Raw genomic sequence first — 23,933 nt, forward strand, 5'->3', positions numbered from 1 at the left:
ATACCTGCCTAAAAAATAAAGCGAAGTTGTATATCAGGCGTCATCATCCGGTTCGAGCGAACGCGGCGGTTGGGAAAGGTGGAACACCATCACCTTGTGAACGACTGTAGCGCAGCGCGGTGGCAAACGCAACGCCCGGCAAAGCTGGCGAGAATGCATAATCGGATTGATACTGAGTGAGTCTATGATGGACAAGGATATTTGCCGCTAACCGACGGATAGGCTGAACGGAATCACGCCGGCCGGCTGCATCGGATCCGTGGGTGTCACAATGGGAGTCAACATGCTCGAGCCATGCTTCCCCGAAAACGAAGCCGAACGCCTGTCGGTATTGGATTCGCTGAACGTGCTGGATTCGAACTCAGTAGAAAAGCTGGATCGCATCACGCGGCTGGCTGCGAAATATTTCGGCGTCACCATTGCGCTGGTGTCACTGATCGACCGCGATCGTCAATGGTTTTTATCACGTTATGGCCTGGATGTCCGGGAAACGCCGCGCAACATCTCGTTCTGCGGCCATGCCATCCTGCAACGCGAAGCGCTGGTGGTGCCCGATACCGCGCAGGATCCGCGCTTTTTCGATAACCCACTGGTGGTCGGTGGCCCGCGCATCGGCTTCTACGTCGGGCAACAGCTGCTGTCCCTCGACGGGTTGCCGCTCGGCACGCTATGCATTATCGACAGCCACCCGCAGTCGTTTCCTCAAGATAAACTGGCCGACCTGCGTGACTTCGCCGCGGTGGTGGAAGAGTATCTGCAGAGCATCGAACGCAACGTCTATACCGAAAACCTGAAATCCGATCTGCAGCGCACGGAGGCGTTATTCGAACAGACTTTCTCTCAGGCGGCGGTGGGCATGGCGCTGGTTTCGCTGCAGGGGTATTGGCTGCGGGTCAATCCGCGCATCTGTGAAATGCTGCAATACTCCGAGCGCGAGCTGATGGATCGCACCTTTCAGGACATTACCTATCCGCTCGATCTCAACACCGATCTGGAAAAACTGCAGCAGTTGCTGAGAAACGAGATCGACACCTACTCGCTGGAGAAACGCTATTTCCGCGCCGATGGCACGATCGTATGGGTGGAACTGACGGTGGCGCTGAATCGGCTGCCGAACGGCAAGCCGGATCATTTCATCTCGGTCATCGTCGATATCAGCGAGCGCAAGGCGGCGGAGGCCGACCTGTATGCCTTGCAGCATGAGCTGGAAGAACGCGTCGAAATTCGTACGCATGAGCTTAACGTGGTGGTCAAACAGCTTAACGAAGAGATAGAAACCCGGGTGCTCGCCGAATCTCAGCTCAGTGCGGAAAAAGAACGCCTGCGCGCCATTACCGACAATATGCCGGCGTTAATCAGCCAAATCGACGCCAATGAACGCTACCTGTTCGCCAATAGCGCCTATAAGACCTGGTTTGGTCTGGAAGAGGCCAGCCTGCAGGGCATGACGGTGCGCGAGTTCATGGGGGAAAGCGTGTATCAGATGGCCCGGCCGATGATCGCGCGGGCTTTGGCGGGCGAAATGGTCAGCTTCGAAAACGAATTGCAGACCCAGCAGGGGCTGCTGATGATCCATACCACGCTGGTGCCGTGCGAGGCTCAGGGCTTTTACATTCTCTCCATGGATATCACCGAGTTGAAGCGGCTGCAGCAACGATTGGAATATGACGCCACGCACGACATGCTGACCGGGTTGACCAACCGACGCGCATTTCTGCGCCGGTTGTCGGGCACGTTGCAAGTCTGCTGTCATCAGCGGCAGATGGCCCTGTTGTTCATCGATCTCGATGGTTTTAAGGGCATGAACGACAGTTACGGCCATGACTTCGGCGATCTGATCCTGAAGACGTTCGCCAAATTGCTCAGCGCTTGCGCCGACGAACGGCACAGCGTCTCGCGCCTGGCCGGCGACGAGTTCACGGTGATCCTGTGGCCGCTGACAGCGCCGCGGCCTGAGGTCAGCGCGTTTTGCGAAAAGGTGTTGGCGGAGCTGGCCGGTATTTCGCAGATCGGTCAGCAGAAGGTCTGCCTGTCCGCCAGCATTGGCGCCGCTATCTCTGCGAGTGGGGACGTGACGCCGGAAATGCTGCTGGCCAGCGCCGACGGCGCGATGTATCAGGCGAAATCCGCCGGCAAAGGCACTTACGCCATCTGTGAGCTATGAGCCAATGTTACGACATCTCAGTAAGAACGAAGACGAGCGCCTGGCGGCCATCGATGCGCTGGCGGGGTTGGGCGCCGGCCATGACGACGCGATCCATCAGGTGCTGACGATCACCCGCAAGCTGTTACAGGCCGAGGGCTGCCTCATTTACCTGCACGGAACGCGCAAGATTTGGATCCGCGAGCACATTGACGTCGGGTTCGAGGAGATCGATTTCGTCAGCCCCTTGTTCAATTTCGTTCGTCTGAGCGGCGAGGCGTTGATTTGTCCGGACACCCATGCGGATGAACGCTTTGCCTCGGATCCCATGGTCAACGGCGCCGCGGCGATCCGCCACTGCGCCGCCATCCCGCTGTGCACCCGCGAAGGCTATACGATCGGCGCGTTCTGCCTCGTGGGTTCGCAGCCAAAGCATCTGACTCGCCGTCAGGTCGAACTGCTGCGCAGCATGGCCACCATCGTCGGCGAGCTGATCGAAGCGCAGAGTGAGATCGGCCTGGTCGATGCCATCACTCGCTTGCCCAATCGACAGCGGCTGATGGGGGAACTCGGCAATTTACCGGACACGGGCAAATACGCGTTATTGCTGTTCGATACGATAGATATCCAATACGCCTACGAGATGGCGCGTTCTTTCGGCCTGTCTACGGTAGAGTTACTGCTGGGGGATATCAGCCATTTCCTGAAAGAGACGTTTCTCAGTGAGCGCATGCTGTACAGCATCGCGCCCGGACGTTTCGCCGTCATTATCGAGGCGCAGCACATGCCGCAGGCGAAGCGCGATCTGTTGCGTTGCGCCGACCGTTTGCATCACGAAGTGAGAGGCGCCGTGCCGCTGCGCCTGGAGCTTAATGCCGGTTATGCGTTGTTTTCCGCGCCGCATGCCGATCCTCCCGAGATTTTGCGCCAGGCGACCAGCGCGCTGCATGATTCGATCGACGAGGGGCGAGCCGTCTCCCTCTATAGCGAGCCGAAGGATGCGGCGCGCAAGCATAATTTCAATATTTTTAATGAGTTGGCGCAGAGTCTGAAGGAAAATAATCGCGGGCTATTTTTGGAATACCAACCGCAGATTGATTTGGCGAGCGGCAGGATCGTCGGCGCGGAAGCATTGCTGCGTTGGCTGCATGAACGTTGGGGGGCGATCCCGGCGGGGGAGTTCATTCCGCTGGTGGAAAATACCTCGCTGATCAAACCGTTGACCGAGTTTGTCATCGCGCAGTCGATTGAACAGTTGTTGTTGATGCGTGAAGCGGGGATCGCGTTTCCCATCTCGATCAACGTGACGGCCGGCAATCTGGCCGAGCGGCACTTTGCGGCGCGGTTGAATGAAGCCATCACCCGGCGCGGGCTGCAGGCGGGGGACATTGAGATAGAGTGCCTGGAGTCGCAACGCATTCAGGAAAGCAGCGCGGCGTTGGCCTGTCTGCATGCGCTCAAGGCCAACGGGCATCGCATCGCGCTGGATGATTTCGGCGCCGGCTACAGCAATTTAAACTATCTGCGCCATATCCCCGCCGACGTCGTCAAACTGGACGCCTCCCTGATAAGACTGCTGAAGAGCGATGCGGAAAGCCGCATCATCGTGCAAAGCATCATCGATATGCTGCATAAACTCAACTATGAAGTCTTGGCGGAAGGGGTGGAAGACCTGGAGTCACTCCACTACCTGACCGAGTATCGGTGCGATGTCGTACAGGGCTTCTATTTTTCACCGGCGGTGACGTTGGAAAAGCTGTGCGCGCTCGTCGACATTCACGGGCAGCAGCGGCGAAATGCCTGAGGCAGCGCCGCTCATGGCGCGCCAACCGGAAATCGCCGGCGATTCTCACCCAGGCGCAGGCCATGACTGTCCGTCAATGTCGTCACCCGGTCAGGCCTGGTAAGTGCGCAGCCAGGCGGCGAATGTTCTCACGACGTCATCGTCCCGGTCGCGCAGCAGCAGAGAATAGACGCCGGTTCGGATGGTCAGCGTCGGGAAAGGCGACACCAGTCGGCCGGACGACAGGTGTTTGGCGCAGAACAAATAAGGCACAACGGCCAGCCCCAGGCCGTCTTCAGCCGCCTGAATGGCGGCGAAGGTATGATCGAGCGTGAGCGGCGGCGGCGAAGCGTCCAGCGCCGTCGGATAAGCATTCAGCCAGCTGCGCCACAAATCTTCCCGTGCACGGATGCGGATGGCGGTATGCTCGCCAAGCGTGTCCGGCGCAATGACCGGTCTGGCGTGCAGATAGCTCTGGCTGCAGACCAGCAGGCTGTCTTCCTGCAGGAAAGGGATCGCTTTCAGCCCGGAGAAGTGCGCGGGATCGCGCCGGATCGCCACGTCAAACGGCGTATTGCGATCGACGGCGCCGATGCCGGTGGTGATATCAATCGCGACCCCCGGATGACGCTCATTGAATGCCGCCAGTTTCGGCATCAGCCAGTGCATGGTGAACGTCGGCAGGCTGTGCACCACCAGCCGCTGCTGGCCGGCGCTCGCTTTCAGCGCGCTCTCCGCAGCAAACAGTTCGCCGATGACCCGGGACGCGGTGCGGGAAAAGTTCTCACCGGCCTGCGTCAGCCGCACGGATTTGTGTCCGCGATAAAACAGCGTGATCCCCAGCTGTGCTTCGAGACTGCGAATATGGCGGCTGACCGCGCCGGTGGTGAGAAACAGCTCATCCGCAGCAGCGCTGAAGCTGCCGAGACGGGCGGCGGCTTCGAAAGCGGACAGGTGCGGCAGGGAGTGGATTTTTTTCATAGGTTGAGTCTAGCTCAACCAAATGGGGGAAGAAAGATCGTTTGTCAGCCTTTGATTTTGCTCACTATGATGAGGCATCTCCTTCTGATTGCTGAGTTTATGATGCGGATCTTTTGGCTATCGGTCATGCGTGTTAATGGCGTTATTCTCCCCCTGCGGTTGGCAGGGAGGTGGCGCTGAAATGCGGGCTTTTTATCTGCTTTGCGTGAGCCGGGCGGGTCTGTGTCTGGGCACCATGATGTTCGCCGGCGCGCTGCCGACCATCAGGAGCGAGTGGCAGCTCGACGCCGCTTCGGCCGGCACGGTGCAGACGGTGTTCAGCCTGACCAACGCCCTGGCGTTGCTGGTGGCCTCCTGGTGGTGTGATTCGTTGGGCGCCCGCCGGGTTTATCTGCTGTTCTCCTGGCTGGGCGCCGCTGCGTTGATGCTGTTCGCCGTATTTGCCCATTCTTATCTCAGCGCGTTGGTGTTGATGGCCTTCGTCGGTTTGACGCAGGGCGGGGCTTATACGCCGGCGCTGCTGTTGGCGATGGGGATGAACGGTCCGGCGCGGCGCGGTTATGCCATCGGCATGGTGCTGGCGGCCAGTTCGTTGGGGTATTTTCTGTCGGTTTTCATCGCCGGTTGGAGCGCCATGCGCTGGGGCGCCGGCGTGGCGTTTTCTCTGTGCGCCGCCGGTGCGTTACTGGGATCGTTGGCGGGATCGTTGGCCCTGGTCGGTTATCGGGAACCGCAGCCGCGCACGCTGGGGAGGAAGACGAAACGTGAGAGCTATGCTATCACCTATGCGACCCTGCTGTTGCTGATCGGGTATATCGCCCACAGCTGGGAGCTGCTCGGCAACTGGGCCTGGGCGCCCAGCCTGGTCAGCGAGGCGTTGAGCGGTTTCTCTCTGGATCCGCTCAGCGCCGGATTGATCGTCGCGGCGGTGATCCACCTGGCCGGCATGATCGCCACGCTGATTGTCGGCACCGTTTCCGACTATTTCAATCGCGCGTCGGTGCTGATGTTTATGGGCGCCGCCGGCGCGTTGGGTTCGCTGCTGATGGGAGGGTCGGCGAACTGGGGGCCGGGCTGGACGCTGCTGCTCGTCAGCATCGGCAGTTTCTTTATTCTCGGCGACTCCGGCGTGCTGTCGGCCGCGATGGCGGACAACGTACCGCCGCAACAGCTCGGCAGCGTGATGGGCTGGCGATCGTTGCTGGGGTTCGGCATCGGTTCGTTCGCCCCTTTCTCCTTTGGCGTGGTGATGGATACCACCCACAGTTGGGGCGCGTCTTATGCCGTATTGGCCTGCGGCGGCGGGGTAGCCTGTCTGGCGGCCTGCTTGCTTTGGCGACAACATTTGAAATGAGGTACGGACATCATTAAATGAATGGAACATCATCACGCATTGTTATCGTGGGCGCCGGGATTGTCGGGGCATCGATCGCCTATCATCTCGCGCGTCAGGGGCAGCGCGTTATCGTCGTTGAGCAGGCGCATCCCGCGGCGGGGGCCACAGGCAGCTCGTTCGGCTGGATCAGCGAAGGCGTGCCAGAGGGCGCTCCCGACGCGTTTCTGCGGCGCGAGATCGTGGCTGACTGGGTGCGGCTGACGCAGGAGATCCCGGAATTGTGGGTGAATTGGTCCGGCGCGCTCAGCTATGGTCAGGCGCCGGCGACGCAAAACCCCGACAATCGGCGTCTGTCCTCCGCCGAGGTGATGGCGCTGGAGCCGGCACTCGGGCTGCCCGATAGCCAGGCCTATTTTGCGGCGCGCGATGGCGCGGTCGATCCGCAAGAAGTGACACAGCGGTTGCTCGAACGGGTAGGCGCGTTGGGCGGCGAGTTGCTTCTGGGACGTGCGGTCAGCGGATTTCTGCGCGAGGCCGGTGGTCAGATAACCGGCATCGTTACCGAGGAGGGCGCGATCGCCGCCGAACGGGTAGTGCTCGCCTGCGGTACGGGGATCTCGGCGCTGCTGGACGGCAGCGAATTCTCGTTGCCGATCGAGGCGTCGCCGGCAATTTTGTTGCGCTATCACGCGGCGGCGCAGGCGGTGAACACGCTGATTGCGGGCGACGACATCGAAGCGCGTCATGCGCAAAATGGCGATCTGCTCGCGGCGGAGGATTATCCTGCGGGCGGCGATGTCAAACGCGTGGAAGAGGACGCGCGATCGGCGATTCAAAACCGCCTGCACGGCTCGGCGCCATTGCAACTGCAGGCGTGTTCGGTGGGGCTGCGCCCCAGGCCGCGCGACGGTTATCCCATCCTCGGGCCGCTGGGCGCCACCTGTCTCTATGTGGCGGTGATGCATCCGGCCGTGATGTGCGCTCCGACGTTGGGTCGGCTGGTCAGCGACGAGCTGTTGCACGGCGTTAATCCCGCCATTCCTCACGGTTACCGCCCGGCGCGATTTATTGATGATGGGGGTGAAGGGGGGGATATCATCGCGATTGCCGGTCGGTTCGCGCTGGATACCGCGCAGCCGCCGCTCAGTCTTTATCCCTATGCGCCGGTTTATAAGATAGGGGAGCACATCCTGAAGCGCACCCGTCCGACGTCGGGCGAAGCCCAGGCGCTGGCGGCGTATCTCACCGCGTTGCATCGTCAGGGCGTTGACGTCGTGGCGCCGACGGCCTGTCCGCAAGAGATAGCGGGCAGTATGTGGGTGGTTTATCCCTTTGTGGCGGGAGAAAAATATGCGGGCCGCGATGAGCAGATTATCGCGGCGGGCAGGCTGTTGGGAAGGATCCACGCGTTATCTTCGGCAGACAATAACGCCGGGCTGGCGGTTTATGACGAGTATGCACTGACTGAAGACGATATCTCAGCGGATCTGGACGAGATCGCCAGTCATGCGGCAAGCCAGGGGCTGACGCTCGACATCGAGGCGCTAAAAACGCGTATGCTGCAGATTGCCGGGCGGCAGACGGCGCTTAGCGCACGGGATCTCCCTTGCGTGGAAACGCCCTATGACTTTAAAGCCGATAATCTGATTTATGTCGCGCAGGATAGGCCAGTGCTGATCGACCCCGATAACGCGCTGTTTTTGCCGCGCGTGTTCGATCTGGCGCTGGTCCTGCTGCTGTTCCACAACGCACTGGACTCGGCGCCCGACCGCGTGTTCACCGTACGGGAATGGCGGCTGTTTTTGACGGGGTACGGTGAGTCTGTCGCGTTGACGGCCGGCGAAGTGCAAAGCTGGCATCAGGCGGTAGAGCATCTGTTTCTCGACGAAGTCCTGTGGCTGATGGCGGACTTTGCTGATGGCTGGCGCGATCCTCGGCAAACGGCGCTGTTCTTCTCTCTGATCGGGCTGCTGGATAATCTTTCCGACTACGGATTAACACCGTAATGCGCTCAACGTTGCAGTGGTTTTTTGCGCCGTTGGCGAGGCTCTTATATATTTATTAGCATGCCTGAGGCAGGTTAGGCATGAAGTGGAGGCCGTACAGGCCGCTGCAAGCACGACAGTTAATCCGTTCGCCAAGAGGCTGCGAGACGGTGCTTTCGGTAGGGACAGCCGCCAAACGTTTTTACGGCGACCGAAGGCGGAGCAGCTACTCACAGGTCACGAGGACACTTACCATGCATAAGAGAACACTGGCGTCACTGCATTACGAAAACATGCCTTACGATGGGGTGCGCTTTCATATTTTGAAACGGGAGACGCCGGGCCATACGGCGTTGCTGAAGCTGGATGCGGGCAGCCGACAACCGGCGCGTTTTCATCCGGGATGGGTGAAACTGATGGTGCTGAGCGGTGAACTGAAGGTTGACGATCAGACGCTGCAACCTCATGAGATGTTAATCATTCCTGCCAATACCGCCTATACGGTAGAGGCCATAACGGAAGTGATTTGTCTGGCGATTTCCGAGCTGGACGGCGCCGAACTGGCCCGTTGACGTATTGACAAGAAGGGATAGCGGAGAGCCTAGGCGCTCTCCCTATCCCTTCAGCATTGAGCCGCCCCCCAGGCTAAGCTACCTGCTGACTAGGCATAAACCTCCTGATTCAATCCACCGCGCTTTCCCTTTCCATCACTTTCGGCCTCCGTCGCCCCCGCAACGTTGCCGCCATTGTGCAGCGCATGCACAATGTCATCGCCCCGTTACCACGCAGAACGATGAAATGTGGGTGTCATAGTGAGTTTATTCGCATAAGGCCCCTGGTGTGGCTTGCGAGAACGTCACTATATGGAGGATCATGCGGCCTCTCTATCAAATAAAAGACATTCGCGTTATCAAAAGGGACAAACGACCATGGGATTCGAAGTCGACAACGCCGAAACGAAACGCATCAACCTCAGCAGCCACGAGAATTCCTCGTTCGAGGTGACAGGGCTGGTGAAACACTATCCGGCAGGCTTTGTCGTTCCTTTCCACTCGCATAAACGTTGCCATTTGCTCTATTCGCAACAGGGAGTGATGGCGGTCGAGGCGGGCAGCGGGCGTTGGATCGTGCCGCCAACCACCGCAGTCTGGCTGCGGCCGGGGGTGGAGCATCAACTGGTCATGCAGAGCAATATCTGCGTTTACGGGATTTTTGTCGATGAATTCACCGCCGCGCGGTTGCCGTTGCGCGACGGCGTTTTGCAGGTGTCACCGCTGCTGCGGGAGCTGATCGCCCAACTGGCGACGCTGGCACCCGAGGGCGAGGAAACCAAACGCCACGCGCTGCTCAGAGCGCTGTTCCTCGAGGAACTGAGCCTGCAGCCACAGCTGGCGCTGCATCTCCCTTGGCCGATGGAAGCGAGAATGGCCGCCATTTGCCGGCAGTTGGTCATCACGCCGGCCGACGATCGCGGCATTGAGATCTGGGCGGATTCACTGTCGATCAGCGCGAAAACCTTCCAGCGTCACTTTACTCAACAAACCGGCATCACCTTTGGCCAGTGGAAACAGCGTCTGCGGCTGCTGTCGTCCATTCCGCTGCTGTTGGCCGGCCACTCCATCATACACGCCGCTTTCGAAAGCGGTTATGAGAGCCACAGCGCCTATTCGGTGGCGTTTAAAAAACTGTTTGGCGTTTCGCCTTCGCGCTTTACGCTATAGCCGTATTGCAGAGCGCGCTTCTCCTATAGATTGAAGCAACCTAATGACGTATAAAGCAAAGCAGTCAACCTCCGAGGCCGCTTCCCGTGATAAAAATTGTCGTGTACCTGATTATCGCCGTGACGATCGCCATTATTGCGGCAAGAGTCATCTTTCGTTTGCCGGATATTTCGCAGCGTCTGCCGCAGGCGGCCTTGCCGGCGGATCCTGCCGCGCTATTGCCGGCGCGGGCCGCCGAACAGATGGCGGCACACCCCGGCCTGAGCGGCGTGGTGCCGCTGGTCAGCGGCCACGATGCGTTCGCCAGCCGCCTGGCGTTGGCGCGGATGGCGGAAAGGTCGATCGATGCCCAGTACTATATCTGGCATAACGACACCTCCGGGCAGATCCTGCTGAAAACCCTGTATGACGCGGCCCAACGCGGCGTGCGTGTGCGGCTGCTGCTGGACGATAACGGCGTCGCCATGGATGAGACGCTGGCGGCGCTGAACGCGCAGAAAAACGTCGAGATCCGTCTGTTCAACCCGTCTACCGTGCGTACGCCGAAGCTGGCCGGTTACGCCTTCGACTTTATGCGCATGAACCGGCGCATGCATAACAAGTCCTACATCGTCGACGGCGCCGTGGCGATCATCGGCGGCCGCAACATTGGCGATGAGTATTTCCAGGTCGGCGACGAGAACTATTTCCTCGATCTCGACGTGTTGAGCGTCGGCAGCGTGGTGGCGGAGACCGCCGATGTCTTCGATCGCTACTGGAACAGCGCCTCGGTATTCGGCGTTGAGCAAATTATCCGGGGCCAGGGCAACCTCTCGGCATTCCTGACGCAGGCCGCCGCAACCGAAACCAGCGAGCGCGCCCGTAAATTGGCGGTGCAGCTGGAAACCAGTGCGGTGCGCTTTCGTGATGGCGCCGTGCAGCCGGAATTCACCCAGGTAGAGCTGGTGGCCGACGATCCGGCGAAGGGATTGGGCAAAGCGTCGCGCGATCGCTTGATGGTGACGCAGCTGGGCAAGATCATCGGCGGCGTCAGCCGGCAATTGGATCTGGTCTCCGCCTATTTCGTGCCGGGGCGGGAAGGGGCAACCTTCTTTGAATCGCTTGCCAAACAGGGAAAATCCATCCGCGTGCTGACCAACGCAATGAACACCACCGACGTGCTGGTGGTTCACGCCGGCTACGCCAAATACCGGCGTGAGCTGCTGCAGGCGGGCGTCGAGCTGTTCGAGCTGAAGCTGCGCGCCGGGCAACCGACGGGGCGCAAGGAACTCAAGCCGCTGGGGCTGTCCGGTGCGGCGCTGCATGCTAAAACCTTCGCCATCGATGACAAACGGGTGTTTATCGGCTCGTTCAATTTCGATCCGCGCTCGGCGCACCTGAACTGCGAAATGGGATTCTTGATCGATAGCCCGTCGCTGGCGGCCGACACCCGCCAACTGTTTGATGGCCCGCTCGAATACGCCGCCTATCGGCCGGTATTGACGCCCGAAGGCAAAATGGTGTGGAAAGAAGCCTTCGAAGACGGCCACACCGAGGTGCACCAGCAAGAACCCGGCGCCGGCTGGGTAAAACGCATCGTTCTTACCGTGGCCGGCTGGCTGCCTATCGAGTGGATGCTGTAACGCCGGCGAAGGCCGTCGCCACCCGGTGTAACAGCCGTTGCAAGGGAACCTCGCCCGCGATGATTGCGATGAGGCGCGCATCCTCAAACAGGGCGAGGGAGGGCACGGATTTGATGCCGAACGCAGGGGCGACCGTCGGCGCCTGCGCGACGTCAATGCGGCCGAAGGCGATCTCGTTGGCGTGACGGTGCAGCTGTTCAACGATCCCCTGCATATTCTGACAAGGGCGGCACCAGGAGGCGGAAAAGTAGAGGATGGCCCGCTGCCCCTCGGGTTTGTCTGCGTCATAGAGGAAACGGGTCACCTCATGGGGCTCTGCCAGGTTCGTGATCGTCATGGCAGGCTCCTGACGATCTCTATCCCCATCCAAATCATCGTGACGATTTGCGTGAAAAAGAAAGCGAAGCGCCAGGTGGCGACTTTCTCCGTCTGCTCGAAACCGATGTGAACCAGACTCTGCGCCATGCGCGCGCCGAGCAGGGCCAGAGACAAGACATTCAGCGTCGTGCTTTCCACCTGAAATACGGCTATCGCTACAACGAGGGCGGTATAAACCGGCAAATTTTCAATGCAGTTGCGATGCGCCGCAATGGCGCGCTGGTAGCCATCGCTGCCCTGCGGTTTATTCGCTTGCCATTCGCTGACCGTGGCGCGGCCGGTTAAAATTCGGGACCAGCGATAAACGCCGACGGTGCCGAATAGAATCAATAATGTCCAGCCGGCAAACGCCAGCAACACCAGGGTTGGCATATTCATAACGCATTCTCACTTGTCTTGGGAAAGAGCCTGCGGCCTCAGGGAGAGCTGCTCGGCTTGAATATAAGGTTATATTAGAATTATATAAATTAGCAATACCTAATTTAATGGGTGCTAATGTAATGCTGTGCCGGCGCCTGAAAGCCGCTATAATGCGGCTGAATGATGACGGGGCCGTGACTGACCATGAATGCAAAAGCTAAGCAGGATCCCTTTTTGAATGAAGGGGCGATTGAGGCCGCCAGGCTGTTGAAAGCGATAGGCAACGAACACCGTTTGCTGGTGCTTTGCCTGCTATTGAAACACGATGAGATTGCCGTGGGGGAGCTTCAACAGTTGGTGCCGCTCAGCCAATCGGCGCTGTCGCAGCACCTGGCGAAAATGCGCAATGAAGGTCTGGTAACGTACCGACGCGAAGCGCAAACCCTGTTTTACCGCATCGATGACCCAAACGTGGCGAAAGTGATCGCCACGCTCAGAGAGATTTACGCGCCGAAGTGAGGGGGCAGGCGAAGTGCGTCGGGACTAGCGCACTTCTCGCGTTGCGGCCAACAAGGCTTGTAACGAAGGCGCTTCGACCAGATTCTCGATGCAGGCCATCAGTTTTCGCGCATTAAGGCGTAATCCCTCACTGGGTGATTGCGCACAGCAGTGAAGAAATTTCTCACGAATATCCTGCATATCGGCCGGATTCTCCGGCCAGCCGCGGCCAAACTCGGCCTTGAGCCGCAGCGTATCACCCTGCTCCGGCGTGATGTGTAGTTCGAAGCGGTCAAACCTATCGAAGGCATGTTGTTCATGAACTTCGATACGCTGCGCCAGAGCAACGACCGTAGGTTCTGTCGCTGAAGCCGCGCTGAATTCACGTGCGCTGGCCTGGCCGCGCAGCAGCGCGTTGGCGATGATGTAACGCGCGCTGAACTGCGCATCGATTTCGGCCGTTTTCTGCGGCTCGTATGGCGCGCCGCAGACCATGCGCATGGTCGGCGAGGCATGCAGAGTGATCTTCGCCCGTGCGGGATCGGACAACTGCCGATGCGGGCCGTCGTTCAACAGCGCTTCGGTCAGCGCCAGCAGAATGCTGCAGTGCGGGTAGAGTTTGAAACAGGTCGCTTCTTCACCCAGAAAGGCGGAGCCCAATTGGTGGGTCAGCAATCCCAGGTCGGGTTCGCCCGGGGCATAGAGATTGAAAAATCCGTTCTCGCCGCTCAGGACGCGTTTAGGGCCACTTATTCCAGCCTGCGCCATTAAAACCGCTTCCAGCGCATGGCGAGCCACCAATCCCTGGCTGATACGTACCGCCAGCGTCTTGTCCTGGTAGTGTTGGAAGGTGCCGATGCCAAAATCGAAAGCCAGGCCGATAGCGTCGGTAAAGGCGTGCAGGTCCAGGCGCAACAGGCGGGCGGCGATCGCTGCGCCGGAAAACAGGCCGAGGATGTTCGAGTCGAACCCGCGGTAGAAAAAGCCGTTCGCCTGCGCGGCGAGGTTGATGCGTTGAGCGAAGTCTTGCCCAACGGCCAACGCAGCCAAGGTGTCGAGGCCGGAAGCACCCGACAGTTCCGCAGCCGCCAAGGCCACAGGAATATCCGAGGAGCTGGGGTGCCAGCCAGGAGAAAGCACGTCGCAATAATCGAGCGCGCGAGCGCGTACGGCGTTGACAAACGCCGCCTGCGGCGCGGCGAGCCGTTCTTCGCTGCCGATAATGCTGGCTTCGGCGCTGCCGCTCCAGCGTCTGGCCAGCGACAGCGCCGCGTCAACGCCGCTTTGATCGTAGCCGGCGGCGAGACAGCCAAGATTATCCATGAGCCGTTTACACTGGAATGCCAGGACGGCGGGGGGAATCATGCACGCATCTACCTGCGAAGCGAAAGCGATCAATTCTTCGATCGGGTCGACCGATAATTTTGTCATGTTCATTCCTCGTTCAGTCGTTCAGGTGACTTGTTCAGCACGGCGTTTCCGGCCTGAGGATGCAGACGGAAACGCGGATGTAGCATGATCAGCAGCCACACGGTCATCACGATGCTGAGTAATCCGGCACACAGCATGGCGATCCCGAAACCATCGGCGAAGGCGCTGTGCGTCAGCGCTTGCATGCGGCTCGCGCTCAATGCATCAACGGCCGTTTGCTGTTGTTCGATGACCGCCGTCCGGGCGATTGCGGCGGCCTGTTCCACGCCTTGCGTTTGCAAAGCCGCAGTCAAGGTAGTCACCGCTTTCATGCTCATCAGCGTGCCCAACAAGGCGATGCCCAGCGTCATGCCGGTTTGTCGCAGCGCGTTCATCGTTGCCGACGCCATCCCGGAACGTTGCGGCGCAACGGTGCGCATCACCAAGGCGCTTGTCGCCGGCATGGACAGCCCCATGCCGAAACCGAGCAGGGCCAAATAGAGCGCCACCAGAGCGTAAGGCGAATCGGCGTGCAGCTGCGTCAGCAACAACAGGGCAACGCCCATCAGGCCATAACCGACGATCATCAGCGAGTTCACGCTCAGTTTGGCGGACAGGCGGCCAAAACCGGAAGCGGCCAGCGCCATGGCGAGAAATTCCGGCGCCATGCGCCAACCGGTGTCGGCGGGGCTCCAGCCCTGGGCTTGTTGCAGGAATAGCGAGACGAAGAAGACGCTGCTGTAAGCGGAAAAACCGAGTACAAAAGAGGCGAGGTTATAGCCGCTAAAATCGGCGTTGCGAAACAGGCTCAGCTGCAGCAAGGGGCGTTTGACCCGCGTTTCCACCCAGAGAAATAGCGCAAACAGCGCCAGGGCGGCGTACAACGGAAAACGCGATTGCACACTGTGCCAACCGAATTCTCCGGCGGCAATCAGCCCGTAGGTCAGCGCGCCAAGCCACAAGATGCTCAACCCTTGCCCCAGCGGGTCAAGCGCAGCGTGCTCAGGATGCGAGCTTTCTCGCAGCCCCCAACCGCCCAATATCAACGCGACGATCCCGACCGGAATGTTGATCCAGAATATGCCTGGCCAACCGGTGGTATGCACCAGCAAGCCGCCCAAAACCGGGCCAATCACCAGCGAAAGGGCATTGACCGAAGACCAGATCCCGATCGCGCGGGTGCGCAACTGCTCCTCCGGAAAAGCATGAGTCAATAACGACAATGCCCCAGGGATAACGGCTGCGCCGGCGATCCCTTGTATCACCCGGCCCGTCAGCAGCATGCCGAGAGAGGAGGCGAATGCGCAAACGATCGAACCGACGGTAAACAATGCAACGCCGTACAGCCAAATACGCTTACGGCCAAATCTGTCGCCCAGCGGACCGGAGGAAAGGATTAACGCGGAAAGGCAAAGGGCATAGGCGTCAACGACCCACTGCAGGCCCGACATGTCGGTTTGCAGCGATTCCAGCATCGTGGGCAGCGCCACATTGACAATGCTGATATCAAGCGACGCCATAAATGTACCCAGACAGATGGCGGCAACGAGCGAAATCCTGCGCATACCGGACATAGTGGGGCTCCTTATTGAGATGGGGGTGATAGTGAAAACTATTCTCATCCTATATTATGACTGACCGTCGGTCAATGGAGCGTAAATATTGATTTCACTGAGATAGGCCGGCTGGTCAATGGCAACAACATTGGTTACGATGGCCGCTGGACTCCTAGTGGATGTTGATATGAAGACAAAAGAGAAGATGAAAGAAACACAGCCTCGAACCAAACCGGCGGAAGTGCGCTTGGATGAATTGATGGATGCGGCGCAGAAGCTGTTTATCGAAAAAGGGTTTGAAGCGACCACCATCAGCGATATCGTCCGCGACGCCAACGTCGCCAAAGGGACCTTCTACCACTATTTCCCGTCCAAAAATGAAATGTTGTCCGCTTTACGTATACGTTTCACCAATCACTTTATCGAGAAAATTCAGCTGGCTATCGATGAGTGTGCGCCGGATGACTGGTTGGCGCGTCTGAGAGCCTGGTGTGATGCCGGCGTGGCGACCTATTTTGAAGGCATGGAACTGCACGATGCGTTGTATCACGATCATCATTATCATACCCGAGGCAATCAGGATCGTGATGCCGTGCTGGAGCAGATCCTGACGATTTTAAACGATGGCGCAGCGGCGGGCGCCTGGCGTCTGGAGAATCCGCATCTGACCGCCATCTTGATGTATCACGGCATGCATGGTGCCGTGGATGACGTCATGGTCAACCCCGACGCCGACCGCCAAGGGCTGGGGCCTGCGCTGGCGCAGGAATTCATGCGTTTGCTGGGATGTCGCTGATCGTTTACGGCGCCGCCTTGAGCGACACCCAGTAACCGGGCTGATACGGAATGGGAAGAAAGCGGGCGAAGAGTTCAGCAAAAGTCGCTTCGGGATCAACGCCGGCGAACAGCGACGGATGGAACCAACTGGCCAGACGTTCGATCGCGACGAAATTAAAAGGGTGATCGTAAAACGGGTGCCAGATGGCGTACGCCTGTCCGTTCTTTGCCGCGGCCAGGGTGCGATAAGCCGGGCGTCGCATCAATTTTTCCAGCCGCGTTTTTGCCAGCGTCAAATCTGCGCCTGGCCCAAGGTTGATCCAGTCACCGTGGGGCGAGTAATGACTCCAGTTGCTGCCGGTCACGACGATCTTATCGGGCTGGGAAGCGATCACCGTTTCCTGACTCAATGCGCCGTAAACGCCGTGAATATGCGTCTGAGCCAAATTGAATCCTCCTGCGCTATCCACCATCTCGCCGTAGTTGCCATTGCCCCAAGACAGGCAGCAATCCTCGTATAATCCGGCGGCGCGCTCCATCATTATGCGTGGGCGCGGCGGAGCCCGTTTCATCAGCGTGTCGCGGATCGTATCGAGATGACGCTGGCGGAAGCGAATCAGGCTATGTGCACTTTGCGGATTATCAAACAGCTGCCCCATGATGGCGATGCTTCTGGCGCTGTTGTTCATCAGGCCGATGCTCATATCGACAAACACCACGGGGATGTTCGCCGCCGTAAGCTTAGCCATCAGGCCGCTCGTTTCCAGCACAGAACGCGTATTCGCGTTGAGCAACATGGCTTCGGGCCGCAAAGCGATCAACCTTTCCAGATCGAATTGCATTTGCTGCACGCCGGCGAAGGCCGGCAGCTTGGCCAGTTCGGGAAAATAGCGCAGATACAGCCGGTAGCTGTCCAGGTCGGCGGTGCGGAAATTGTCTCGCCAACCCACCAGTTTTTCCATCGGCGCGCGTGGGTTGAGCGCCGCAACGGTATAAAACAGGTTGCCTTCCGCCAGGAAAATACGCCGCAGAGGATAGCGTAAAGTCACCGTACGCCCGACGATATCGGTCACGATCTGTGTATCAGCCTGGGCGCGCAGAGAGCGTGAAGGCGAAGAAAGTGCCAGCAAAGCGGCCGCCTGAAGAAAACGTCGTCTGTGCATCAGAAATACCAGCTTATCGAACCGATGATGCGGCGTTCGATGCCGATGCTGCAGTAAGGCGCACTGGTGCAACTGGCGATGTAAGATTTGTTGGTCAGGTTGTTGACCGTCAGTCCCAGCTCCAGATTATACAGACGAGGATCCCAGGCACCCGGCGTATAGCGGACGGTCATATCGCCGAGCCAAACGGCGGGCACTTTGAAGGTGTTGGCGCCATCTCCCCAACTGGCCCCCAGGTAGCGGGTACCGCCACCGATCAGCAGCCCCTGCAGCGGCCCTTTAGTAAAGCGATAGTCCAGCCACATCGAGCCGGTCTGCGCCGGAACCCCCACCGGATGTTTCCCCTGCGTGCTATCGTTAGCCTCAGTCACGACGTTGTTGACCCAGGCATAGGACAGCATCAGATTAAGGTTATCGGTCACCGCCGCCCGTGATTCCAGCTCCACGCCGCGAGAACGCACTTCACCCGTTTGGGTGTAATAACTGGGATTAAGGGGATCGATGGTGTTCACATCGCGCTGCGTCAGTTGGTAGACCGCCAGGCTGGTCATCGTTGCGCTGCCGGGAGGCTGCAGTTTCATCCCCATCTCATACTGAGTGGAATGGGTTGGCTTGAACGGCGTGCCTTGAGCGTTTGTGCCGGTCAACGGATCGAAGGCGGTAGAGACGCTGGCCCACGGCGCCAGGCCATTGTCGAACGGGTAGCTCAACCCGGCGCGATAGCTCCAGGCTGCGTCATTGGTTTGCGTTTGAGTATGGGCCAGATTGTCACTGGTACGCATGCGTGACCAGTCATGACGGCCGCCCAACAACAAATGCCATCCGCGCCAGCTGGCTTCGTCCTGTCCGTATAAGCCCGTGCGCTGGAAGCGTTGCGTTGTCGACGTGCGTGAAACCGGGATAGGTTCGAATGAAGGGCGGTACTGTTCGGACCAGGGATCAAACGTCACGGTTTGCGATCCCCACCAGTCTTTATCCAATTTACCGGCCTGAAAGTCGATCCCGGCCAATCCCTGATGGACGATGGCGCCGGTAACGAATGTCGTCTCGGCCTGGTTATCCATCACGATGCTGTCCGCCTGACTCGGTGCGTCCTGATAAACCGCCGTCAAAAGTCTCTCGTCCGGCGTGATGGCGCGCGTAAAATCGCGTCGCACCGTCGAGTCTACGTGGGAATAGCGCAGGTTTTGCTTTAGGCGCCAGCGATCGTTCAATTCGAATTCAAGCAGCGAGGTCATATCGTATTGCGTACGGCTCGAGTGCTCGTGCGCGGGATCGCTGTAATTTCTATCGGTATCTATCTTGCCGTGCGGATTGGGCAACAGCCCCAAAACCTGGGCGGGAAGGGTGTTGTAATAGCCTGATTGGGGTTCGCGAAGATAGTGAGCCAACACGGTCCAGCGCGTGCGATCATTGGGTTGCCAGGTGATTGCGGGCGCCAGAAAGATGCGCTTTTGCCTGGTGTCTTCGATCTGCGAACCGCGCGTGGCCGCCAGACCATCGAAGCGGTACACCCACCGTTCGTCATCGGTCAGCGCGCCGATGGAATCGAGGCTGAGGGAGTGCGAGCGGTCATTGCCGACATCCCATTTAAGCTGATTCGACTCGGCGGTGGAAGGGCGTCGGGAAATCATATTAATTACGCCGCCGGCGCCCCCCTGGCCGTATAACGAGGATGAAGGGCCATGCAAGACTTCAACGCTTTGCACTCCCCAGGTTTCAATTTGCGGTCCCCAAATGCCGCTATTGCCGATGACGCGCAATCCATCCAGGTAGTAGTCGGCCTCAAAACCGCGCACTTTGGCGAAGTCCACGCCGCTGGAAAAGGCGCCGAAACGTTCCACGGCAACGCCGGCGCTGTAGCGCAACGCCTGGCTAACCGTGTCGGCCGACTGCACATCCATTTGCTGGCGATTGACCACCGAGACAAATTGCGGCACATCGACCAACGGTGACCGGGTTTTGGTCGCCACAGTCGCTTGCTGTGCGGCATAACCTTGTGGGGCATTGTCTGAGGATGAACCCTCTGCGACCACCCAGATCGACTCTTCATCGGCCGCCAGGGTCAGGCAGGGCATCATGCCCAGCAACAACGGGCAAAGATAAGCCTTACGCAGGCGAAGTCCGTTGAATTTATTCAAAAAAAATCCCTCTTTAAGTAAGAGTCTCGCTGCGAGGGCGGGAGTCTGGTCATCTCAGGCAAGCGTTAAAATACTCATTGACCGACTGACGGTCAATATGAATAATTATCAATACCATTTAACGATTGGATAACATTATGAAGACTCTGGATGATTTGTTGGCGCTGTTGGCTGAGGTGGGGGTACCTGAAGATGTGCTGCAAGAGGCGGATGGCAGCTGGCAGTTGCGTCAAGATTTAGCACTCAGCTCGGCGGAAACGGTGGCATTGCAAGCCCTGCTGAAAGCCCGCTGTGTTAACGCGCCATCGCTGTGGGGAGGGCGAGACTATTCATTAGAACAGCTTATTTCTGAAATGTCATAAGCAAGTATAAAAAAAGTATTATTTATAATGTGTTGTTTATAAAGGAGATTAAAACGACATGATAGGGGTGAAACATAAGATCTACAAATAATTAACGCCAAGGTAATTGACTGACGGTCGGTCATGGTGTTTGATGTCGGCCAGAAAATGAAGTGTTTTTGAGTCCGTTTTGCTTTTCATTCTGAGCCAATACAGAAGTGATGGCGCCGCCTGACCGAGGTGCCGAAAGCTGTTTGTTTAACGAATTGTGATTGAGAAAGATAACAGTCAAACAGTGAGTTAACTCATTATGGAGTCGCTATGGTTAGTGTTGAGGATTCGATCAACCAACGTTTATTGCTGGCCCTTCAACAACATGGACAGCGCCCGGCGCTTTTTGAACACGGGGAGGTTTACACTTACGACTGGCTGAACGGTGCGGTGGCTTCAGCCGCTTTGAAGCTGTGTCAATTGGGCGTGGTGAAGGGCGATCGGATCGCCTATCAATTGCGCAACACCCGTGAAGCGGTTGTCATCATGCTCTCTTCGTTGATGCTCGGTGCGATCCCGGTGCCGATATTACCCTCTTATCGAGAAAAAGAGCTGAGGCACATTCTGCATCTGACGGCGCCAAAAGTATTTGCCCTGCAGCGAGGTTCCCGTCGCTATAACCCACTTGCCGCTTTGCAGACGCTGTTGGCCGAAGGTCTCAATATCGATGTGATATTGGTCGAAGACTACGATGACGCCGGGCACGACACTCGTTACCTAAACCTGCAACATTTCTGTTCGCCTTTGACGCCCGCGCCGCCACTTCACGCCGCCACCATGACGCCGCCGGATACCGCCGTCATGTTGCTCTCGAGCGGCACCACCGGTTTACCTAAAGCGATTGCCCGTAAAAATGGCGGCTACAGCTATATGATCGAGTGCGGCTGTGACGTGTTTGCTTTAGACAGCCATTCGGTCTATTTCGCCGCGATGCCGGTTTCGCATGGGTTTGTCATCAATTGCCCCGGTATACTCGGTACGCTTTCTCGCGGCGGCGCCGTTGCGCTCGCCGACGCCCCGTCGGCGGAAACGGCGTTGGACGTGATCGAGCAATGCGGCGTGACGCACACCACGCTGGTGCCTGCGTTGCTGTCTCAATGGAGCGAACTGCAGCGGCAAACGCCGCGCGACCTGACGTCTTTGTGGCATGTTCAGGTGGGTGGCGCCAGGGTGACGCCTGAGCTAGCGGCCTCCGCCTCCCGCAACCTCGGCATTACCCTGCAGCAGTGCTATGGCATGAGCGAAGGGCTGCTGTGTTTTAACTCGATTGACGATGATGACACTCTGCGATTCAGCTCTCAGGGCCGGCCGTTGAGCCCGCATGATGAAGTGCTGATCGTCGACGAAAACGGCCGTCCTTTGCCCGTGGGCAAATCAGGCGAACTGATCACCCGCGGCCCTTATACGCTCACCGAGTATTACCAAAATCCCCAGGCTAATCGTAGCGCGTTTACGGCGGACGGCTTCTACCGTACCGGCGACCTGGCGCACGTCGATGCCGCGGGCAACATTTTCATCGACGGCCGCGTAAACGACTCGATCAACCGCGGGGGAGAGAAATTCAGTCCCAATGAGATAGAGGAGTTGGCTGAACAGCATCCTGCCGTGGTGCGAGCCGCCTGCGTTGGTATGCCGGACGATCTCTACGGTGAGGTGCCTTGTCTGTTTGTCACCAGCACAGATACCACTCTGACTCTCAGCGCATTGCGCCGCTTCTTTGAGAAAGAAGGGCTGGCGGCGTTCAAGGCGCCGGAGCGGCTGATTGTCATCGATACCATTCCGATGAAAGGGATCGGCAAGATAGATCGCGTGACGTTGCGCGACATGCTGCGCCAGGAACAGACGGTCAAAAATACGGCGGGGTTGAACTCATGACGCCATTGCGCACGTCTCTCGGTTGCGTGGTGAGGCTCAGCCGCCCATGCAGTTCACCGGTCAGCAAACAATTGGTCGTATTTCCACATGCCGGCGGCGGCGTTGCGTTCTACCAGCACTGGCGTGATCTGCTGCCGGACGAGGTGGATCTGTTCATCGTGCAGTACCCCGGCCGAGAAGACGCGCAAGACGCGCCGGCTTGGGAAACGGCGCAGCGAGCCATTACGCGCTGCGTTGATGCGCTGCATTCTTCTCTGGGCATCGCGCCGGTGGTGATTTTCGGTCATAGCATGGGCGCGCTGTTTGCCCTGCAGGTTGCCGCGGCGTTACAAGCGTCGCGTTTTAACATCGACGCCGTGTTGTCGGCCCAGCGCGCCCCCTCTGAACTGAAAATACTTCAACAGGAAAGCCTGCGGCAAGAGGTGTTGGGCGACATCCTGACATTCAGTGAAAGCAGCGGCGCACTGTCGCTGGATGAGATCACTCGCCCGCTTGTCACCCGCTTGATACAGCAAGATCTACAGCTGTTGGGCGCGCTCAGCGCAGAACCTTTGCCCGACATGCAGCCACGCATTTTGGGCGGCGATAACGATCCGTTGGTTAGCCGCGCCGCGCTGTCGCTGTGGGAAAAAGAACTCCCCGGCAGCCGGGTGCAATTCCTCGCGGGCGATCACTTTTATTTCGCGCAGGACACCGCTGCGTTTCTCCGCCAGCTGCTCCGGTAACGCTGGCTTATTTGTCAACGTATGGCTTTAAAGGAACCTCTGATGAATTTTGAGCTGTTTAACCCACAGGATTGCGCACCGGATACGGAGAAAGCCTTCGCTCTGTTCCCCCAGTTGAAAAAATTCTATGCGACGTTAGGCAATACCCCGCTGGTTGAAGTGCCGTCGCCAAAGGGAAAGGCGTCGATTTACGCCAAGTTTGAGTTTGAGAATCCGTTTGGCTCGGTGAAAGACCGCACCGCGTTCGGTCTGTTTTGCGATGCCATCAATCAACACGACTTCGCCGCCGGTGAATTGAAGTTGCTCGATTCCTCGGGGGGCAATATGGCGAAAGCCCTGGCCAAACTCGGCAATATGTGCGGGATAGCGGTGCAAGTGGTGATCCCGGATTCGTCTCCGCAACCGCTTATCGACACGTTAAAAGCCGATAAAGCCATCGTTACTCTGGTCGATCGCAATCAGTTCCTGCTCGGCGTCATTGCACGCAGCCAGCAGATTGCGCATGAAGATGGCAGTTGGACGCTGCTTTCTCAGCATCTTAACCTGGTCAACACCGCCGTACATCAGCATGCGACGGGCGCAGAGATTCGCCGGCAGCTGGAGGGTGAGCGCATCGACGGTTGGGTATCGGCGGTAGGGACCGGCGGGACCTTGTCGGGGGTGGCCGCCGCGTTGCGTCAGGATAACCCACAACTGATCGTATGGGGCAGCACGCCGCGCGAATTGCCTTACGGTACGCTGTCTGCGCCGAACGGTGAACCTAAATTTGCCGGAGCCGGCGGGCTGGGCTTCGGTTTCCGTCAGCCTTTCATCAGTAAGTTGATGCCGCAGGAACCGCCTTTCAATCCGGTTTCCTATCGGGAAGCGCTCAGCGCGATGCACGAATTCCATCAGTTGACCGGCGTTAAAATCGGCGCATCTTCCGCCGCCAACTGGAAAACGGCCTGTAAGCTGGCAGAAACGCTGAGTGCGGATCAACGGGTTGTCACACTCTTTGCCGACGCCGGTTCCGATATCGATCGAGAAAAAGGGCGCGAGTGGTTCAAACAATCTGAAGCCTTGACCGTTTAATAACGTCTAAAAGGAA

Annotated in this window: 20 protein-coding genes and 1 riboswitch; of the genes, 13 read left to right on the forward strand and 7 right to left on the reverse strand. The window is 58.5% G+C overall.

Annotated features, from left to right (window positions below; translation table 11 throughout):
* Positions 1-27: 27 nt before the first annotated feature.
* A riboswitch (Fluoride riboswitch) is annotated at positions 28-103 on the reverse strand.
* A 180-nt stretch (positions 104-283) separates the two neighbouring features.
* On the forward strand, positions 284-2,164 hold the full coding sequence (locus EDY99_RS09050) for a diguanylate cyclase domain-containing protein (protein ID WP_046687046.1): 1,881 nt from the start codon (positions 284-286) through the stop codon (positions 2,162-2,164).
* A 4-nt stretch (positions 2,165-2,168) separates the two neighbouring features.
* Positions 2,169-3,947: a sensor domain-containing phosphodiesterase gene (locus EDY99_RS09055; RefSeq protein ID WP_122003830.1), complete on the forward strand. Its 1,779-nt coding sequence runs from the start codon at positions 2,169-2,171 to the stop codon at positions 3,945-3,947.
* A 90-nt stretch (positions 3,948-4,037) separates the two neighbouring features.
* On the opposite strand, the gene EDY99_RS09060 is transcribed toward EDY99_RS09055, so the two are convergent.
* Complete coding sequence (locus tag EDY99_RS09060) at positions 4,038-4,907, reverse strand: LysR substrate-binding domain-containing protein (RefSeq protein ID WP_033643077.1); 870 nt, start codon at positions 4,905-4,907, stop codon at positions 4,038-4,040.
* Between the two features lie 181 nt (positions 4,908-5,088).
* Here EDY99_RS09060 and EDY99_RS09065 point away from each other — a divergent pair, with 181 nt between their 5' ends.
* From EDY99_RS09065 to EDY99_RS09085, 5 genes are all read left to right on the forward strand, one after another.
* The gene (locus EDY99_RS09065) at positions 5,089-6,261 is read left to right on the forward strand and encodes a nitrate/nitrite transporter (RefSeq protein ID WP_232098240.1); all 1,173 of its coding nucleotides are present in this window, start codon (positions 5,089-5,091) and stop codon (positions 6,259-6,261) included.
* A 17-nt stretch (positions 6,262-6,278) separates the two neighbouring features.
* The gene (locus EDY99_RS24575; protein ID WP_164489274.1) at positions 6,279-8,249 is read left to right on the forward strand and encodes an FAD-dependent oxidoreductase; all 1,971 of its coding nucleotides are present in this window, start codon (positions 6,279-6,281) and stop codon (positions 8,247-8,249) included.
* A 233-nt stretch (positions 8,250-8,482) separates the two neighbouring features.
* Entirely contained in the window at positions 8,483-8,800 is a 318-nt protein-coding gene (locus EDY99_RS09075; RefSeq protein WP_033643078.1) for a cupin domain-containing protein, read from the forward strand.
* Positions 8,801-9,157: 357 nt separating this feature from the next.
* Positions 9,158-9,949, forward strand: coding sequence for a helix-turn-helix domain-containing protein (locus tag EDY99_RS09080; RefSeq protein WP_033643079.1), 792 nt, complete (start codon positions 9,158-9,160; stop codon positions 9,947-9,949).
* Between the two features lie 86 nt (positions 9,950-10,035).
* Complete coding sequence (locus EDY99_RS09085; RefSeq protein WP_033643080.1) at positions 10,036-11,571, forward strand: phospholipase D family protein; 1,536 nt, start codon at positions 10,036-10,038, stop codon at positions 11,569-11,571.
* Here EDY99_RS09085 and EDY99_RS09090 read toward each other — a convergent pair.
* Together EDY99_RS09090 and EDY99_RS09095 are read right to left on the reverse strand one after the other, a co-directional pair.
* Complete coding sequence (locus EDY99_RS09090; protein WP_050594418.1) at positions 11,552-11,908, reverse strand: thioredoxin family protein; 357 nt, start codon at positions 11,906-11,908, stop codon at positions 11,552-11,554. The genes EDY99_RS09085 and EDY99_RS09090 overlap by 20 nt on opposite strands.
* Positions 11,905-12,327, reverse strand: coding sequence for an MAPEG family protein (locus EDY99_RS09095; RefSeq protein WP_033643081.1), 423 nt, complete (start codon positions 12,325-12,327; stop codon positions 11,905-11,907). Before EDY99_RS09095 ends, EDY99_RS09090 begins: the two co-directional genes overlap by 4 nt.
* A 186-nt stretch (positions 12,328-12,513) precedes the next feature.
* Here EDY99_RS09095 and EDY99_RS09100 point away from each other — a divergent pair, with 186 nt between their 5' ends.
* Positions 12,514-12,828, forward strand: coding sequence for a helix-turn-helix transcriptional regulator (locus tag EDY99_RS09100; protein WP_033643082.1), 315 nt, complete (start codon positions 12,514-12,516; stop codon positions 12,826-12,828).
* 24 nt (positions 12,829-12,852) lie between these two features.
* Here the strand turns inward: EDY99_RS09100 and EDY99_RS09105 are convergent, their stop codons facing one another.
* Both EDY99_RS09105 and EDY99_RS09110 read right to left on the reverse strand, forming a co-directional pair.
* On the reverse strand, positions 12,853-14,238 hold the full coding sequence (locus tag EDY99_RS09105) for an MmgE/PrpD family protein (RefSeq protein ID WP_123062166.1): 1,386 nt from the start codon (positions 14,236-14,238) through the stop codon (positions 12,853-12,855).
* Positions 14,239-14,240: 2 nt separating this feature from the next.
* Positions 14,241-15,839 (reverse strand): MFS transporter, encoded by a 1,599-nt coding sequence (locus tag EDY99_RS09110; RefSeq protein ID WP_308324924.1) that lies wholly within the window; start codon positions 15,837-15,839, stop codon positions 14,241-14,243.
* A 121-nt stretch (positions 15,840-15,960) separates the two neighbouring features.
* Here EDY99_RS09110 and EDY99_RS09115 point away from each other — a divergent pair, with 121 nt between their 5' ends.
* Positions 15,961-16,569, forward strand: a complete 609-nt coding sequence (locus EDY99_RS09115; protein ID WP_033643085.1) for a TetR/AcrR family transcriptional regulator — start codon at positions 15,961-15,963, stop codon at positions 16,567-16,569.
* A gap of 4 nt (positions 16,570-16,573) precedes the next feature.
* Here EDY99_RS09115 and EDY99_RS09120 read toward each other — a convergent pair whose 3' ends face one another.
* Together EDY99_RS09120 and EDY99_RS09125 are read right to left on the reverse strand one after the other, a co-directional pair.
* On the reverse strand, positions 16,574-17,713 hold the full coding sequence (locus EDY99_RS09120) for an ABC transporter substrate-binding protein (RefSeq protein WP_123061693.1): 1,140 nt from the start codon (positions 17,711-17,713) through the stop codon (positions 16,574-16,576).
* Complete coding sequence (locus EDY99_RS09125) at positions 17,713-19,854, reverse strand: TonB-dependent siderophore receptor (RefSeq protein WP_123061694.1); 2,142 nt, start codon at positions 19,852-19,854, stop codon at positions 17,713-17,715. The genes EDY99_RS09120 and EDY99_RS09125 overlap by 1 nt, the downstream gene beginning before the upstream one ends.
* Before the next feature lie 137 nt (positions 19,855-19,991).
* Here EDY99_RS09125 and EDY99_RS09130 point away from each other — a divergent pair, with 137 nt between their 5' ends.
* From EDY99_RS09130 to EDY99_RS09145, 4 genes are all read left to right on the forward strand, one after another.
* Positions 19,992-20,216 (forward strand): hypothetical protein, encoded by a 225-nt coding sequence (locus tag EDY99_RS09130; protein ID WP_033643087.1) that lies wholly within the window; start codon positions 19,992-19,994, stop codon positions 20,214-20,216.
* 300 nt (positions 20,217-20,516) lie between these two features.
* Positions 20,517-22,121: an AMP-binding protein gene (locus EDY99_RS09135; protein WP_123061695.1), complete on the forward strand. Its 1,605-nt coding sequence runs from the start codon at positions 20,517-20,519 to the stop codon at positions 22,119-22,121.
* Complete coding sequence (locus EDY99_RS09140) at positions 22,118-22,846, forward strand: thioesterase II family protein (RefSeq protein ID WP_033643089.1); 729 nt, start codon at positions 22,118-22,120, stop codon at positions 22,844-22,846. The genes EDY99_RS09135 and EDY99_RS09140 overlap by 4 nt, the downstream gene beginning before the upstream one ends.
* 42 nt (positions 22,847-22,888) lie before the next feature.
* Positions 22,889-23,917 (forward strand): PLP-dependent cysteine synthase family protein, encoded by a 1,029-nt coding sequence (locus EDY99_RS09145; RefSeq protein WP_033643090.1) that lies wholly within the window; start codon positions 22,889-22,891, stop codon positions 23,915-23,917.
* Positions 23,918-23,933: the final 16 nt, after the last annotated feature.

Origin of the sequence: Serratia sp. LS-1, assembly GCF_003719595.1 — a bacterium.
Lineage (GTDB): Bacteria > Pseudomonadota > Gammaproteobacteria > Enterobacterales > Enterobacteriaceae > Serratia > Serratia ureilytica.

Bases quoted from the DNA above. Each gene is read 5' to 3' on its own strand.
- EDY99_RS09130 (WP_033643087.1), top strand. From the start codon at position 19,992: ATGAAGACTCTGGATGATTTGTTGGCGCTGTTGGCTGAGGTGGGGGTA.
- EDY99_RS09115 (WP_033643085.1), top strand. From the start codon at position 15,961: ATGAAGACAAAAGAGAAGATGAAAGAAACACAGCCTCGAACCAAACCG.
- EDY99_RS09145 (WP_033643090.1), top strand. From the start codon at position 22,889: ATGAATTTTGAGCTGTTTAACCCACAGGATTGCGCACCGGATACGGAG.
- EDY99_RS09100 (WP_033643082.1), top strand. From the start codon at position 12,514: ATGAATGCAAAAGCTAAGCAGGATCCCTTTTTGAATGAAGGGGCGATT.
- EDY99_RS09065 (WP_232098240.1), top strand. From the start codon at position 5,089: ATGCGGGCTTTTTATCTGCTTTGCGTGAGCCGGGCGGGTCTGTGTCTG.
- EDY99_RS09075 (WP_033643078.1), top strand. From the start codon at position 8,483: ATGCATAAGAGAACACTGGCGTCACTGCATTACGAAAACATGCCTTAC.
- EDY99_RS09060 (WP_033643077.1), bottom strand. From the start codon at position 4,907: ATGAAAAAAATCCACTCCCTGCCGCACCTGTCCGCTTTCGAAGCCGCC.
- EDY99_RS09120 (WP_123061693.1), bottom strand. From the start codon at position 17,713: ATGCACAGACGACGTTTTCTTCAGGCGGCCGCTTTGCTGGCACTTTCT.
- EDY99_RS09050 (WP_046687046.1), top strand. From the start codon at position 284: ATGCTCGAGCCATGCTTCCCCGAAAACGAAGCCGAACGCCTGTCGGTA.
- EDY99_RS09090 (WP_050594418.1), bottom strand. From the start codon at position 11,908: ATGACGATCACGAACCTGGCAGAGCCCCATGAGGTGACCCGTTTCCTC.
- EDY99_RS09135 (WP_123061695.1), top strand. From the start codon at position 20,517: ATGGTTAGTGTTGAGGATTCGATCAACCAACGTTTATTGCTGGCCCTT.
- EDY99_RS09105 (WP_123062166.1), bottom strand. From the start codon at position 14,238: ATGACAAAATTATCGGTCGACCCGATCGAAGAATTGATCGCTTTCGCT.
- EDY99_RS24575 (WP_164489274.1), top strand. From the start codon at position 6,279: ATGAATGGAACATCATCACGCATTGTTATCGTGGGCGCCGGGATTGTC.
- EDY99_RS09055 (WP_122003830.1), top strand. From the start codon at position 2,169: ATGTTACGACATCTCAGTAAGAACGAAGACGAGCGCCTGGCGGCCATC.
- EDY99_RS09140 (WP_033643089.1), top strand. From the start codon at position 22,118: ATGACGCCATTGCGCACGTCTCTCGGTTGCGTGGTGAGGCTCAGCCGC.
- EDY99_RS09110 (WP_308324924.1), bottom strand. From the start codon at position 15,839: ATGAGAATAGTTTTCACTATCACCCCCATCTCAATAAGGAGCCCCACT.
- EDY99_RS09095 (WP_033643081.1), bottom strand. From the start codon at position 12,327: ATGAATATGCCAACCCTGGTGTTGCTGGCGTTTGCCGGCTGGACATTA.
- EDY99_RS09080 (WP_033643079.1), top strand. From the start codon at position 9,158: ATGGGATTCGAAGTCGACAACGCCGAAACGAAACGCATCAACCTCAGC.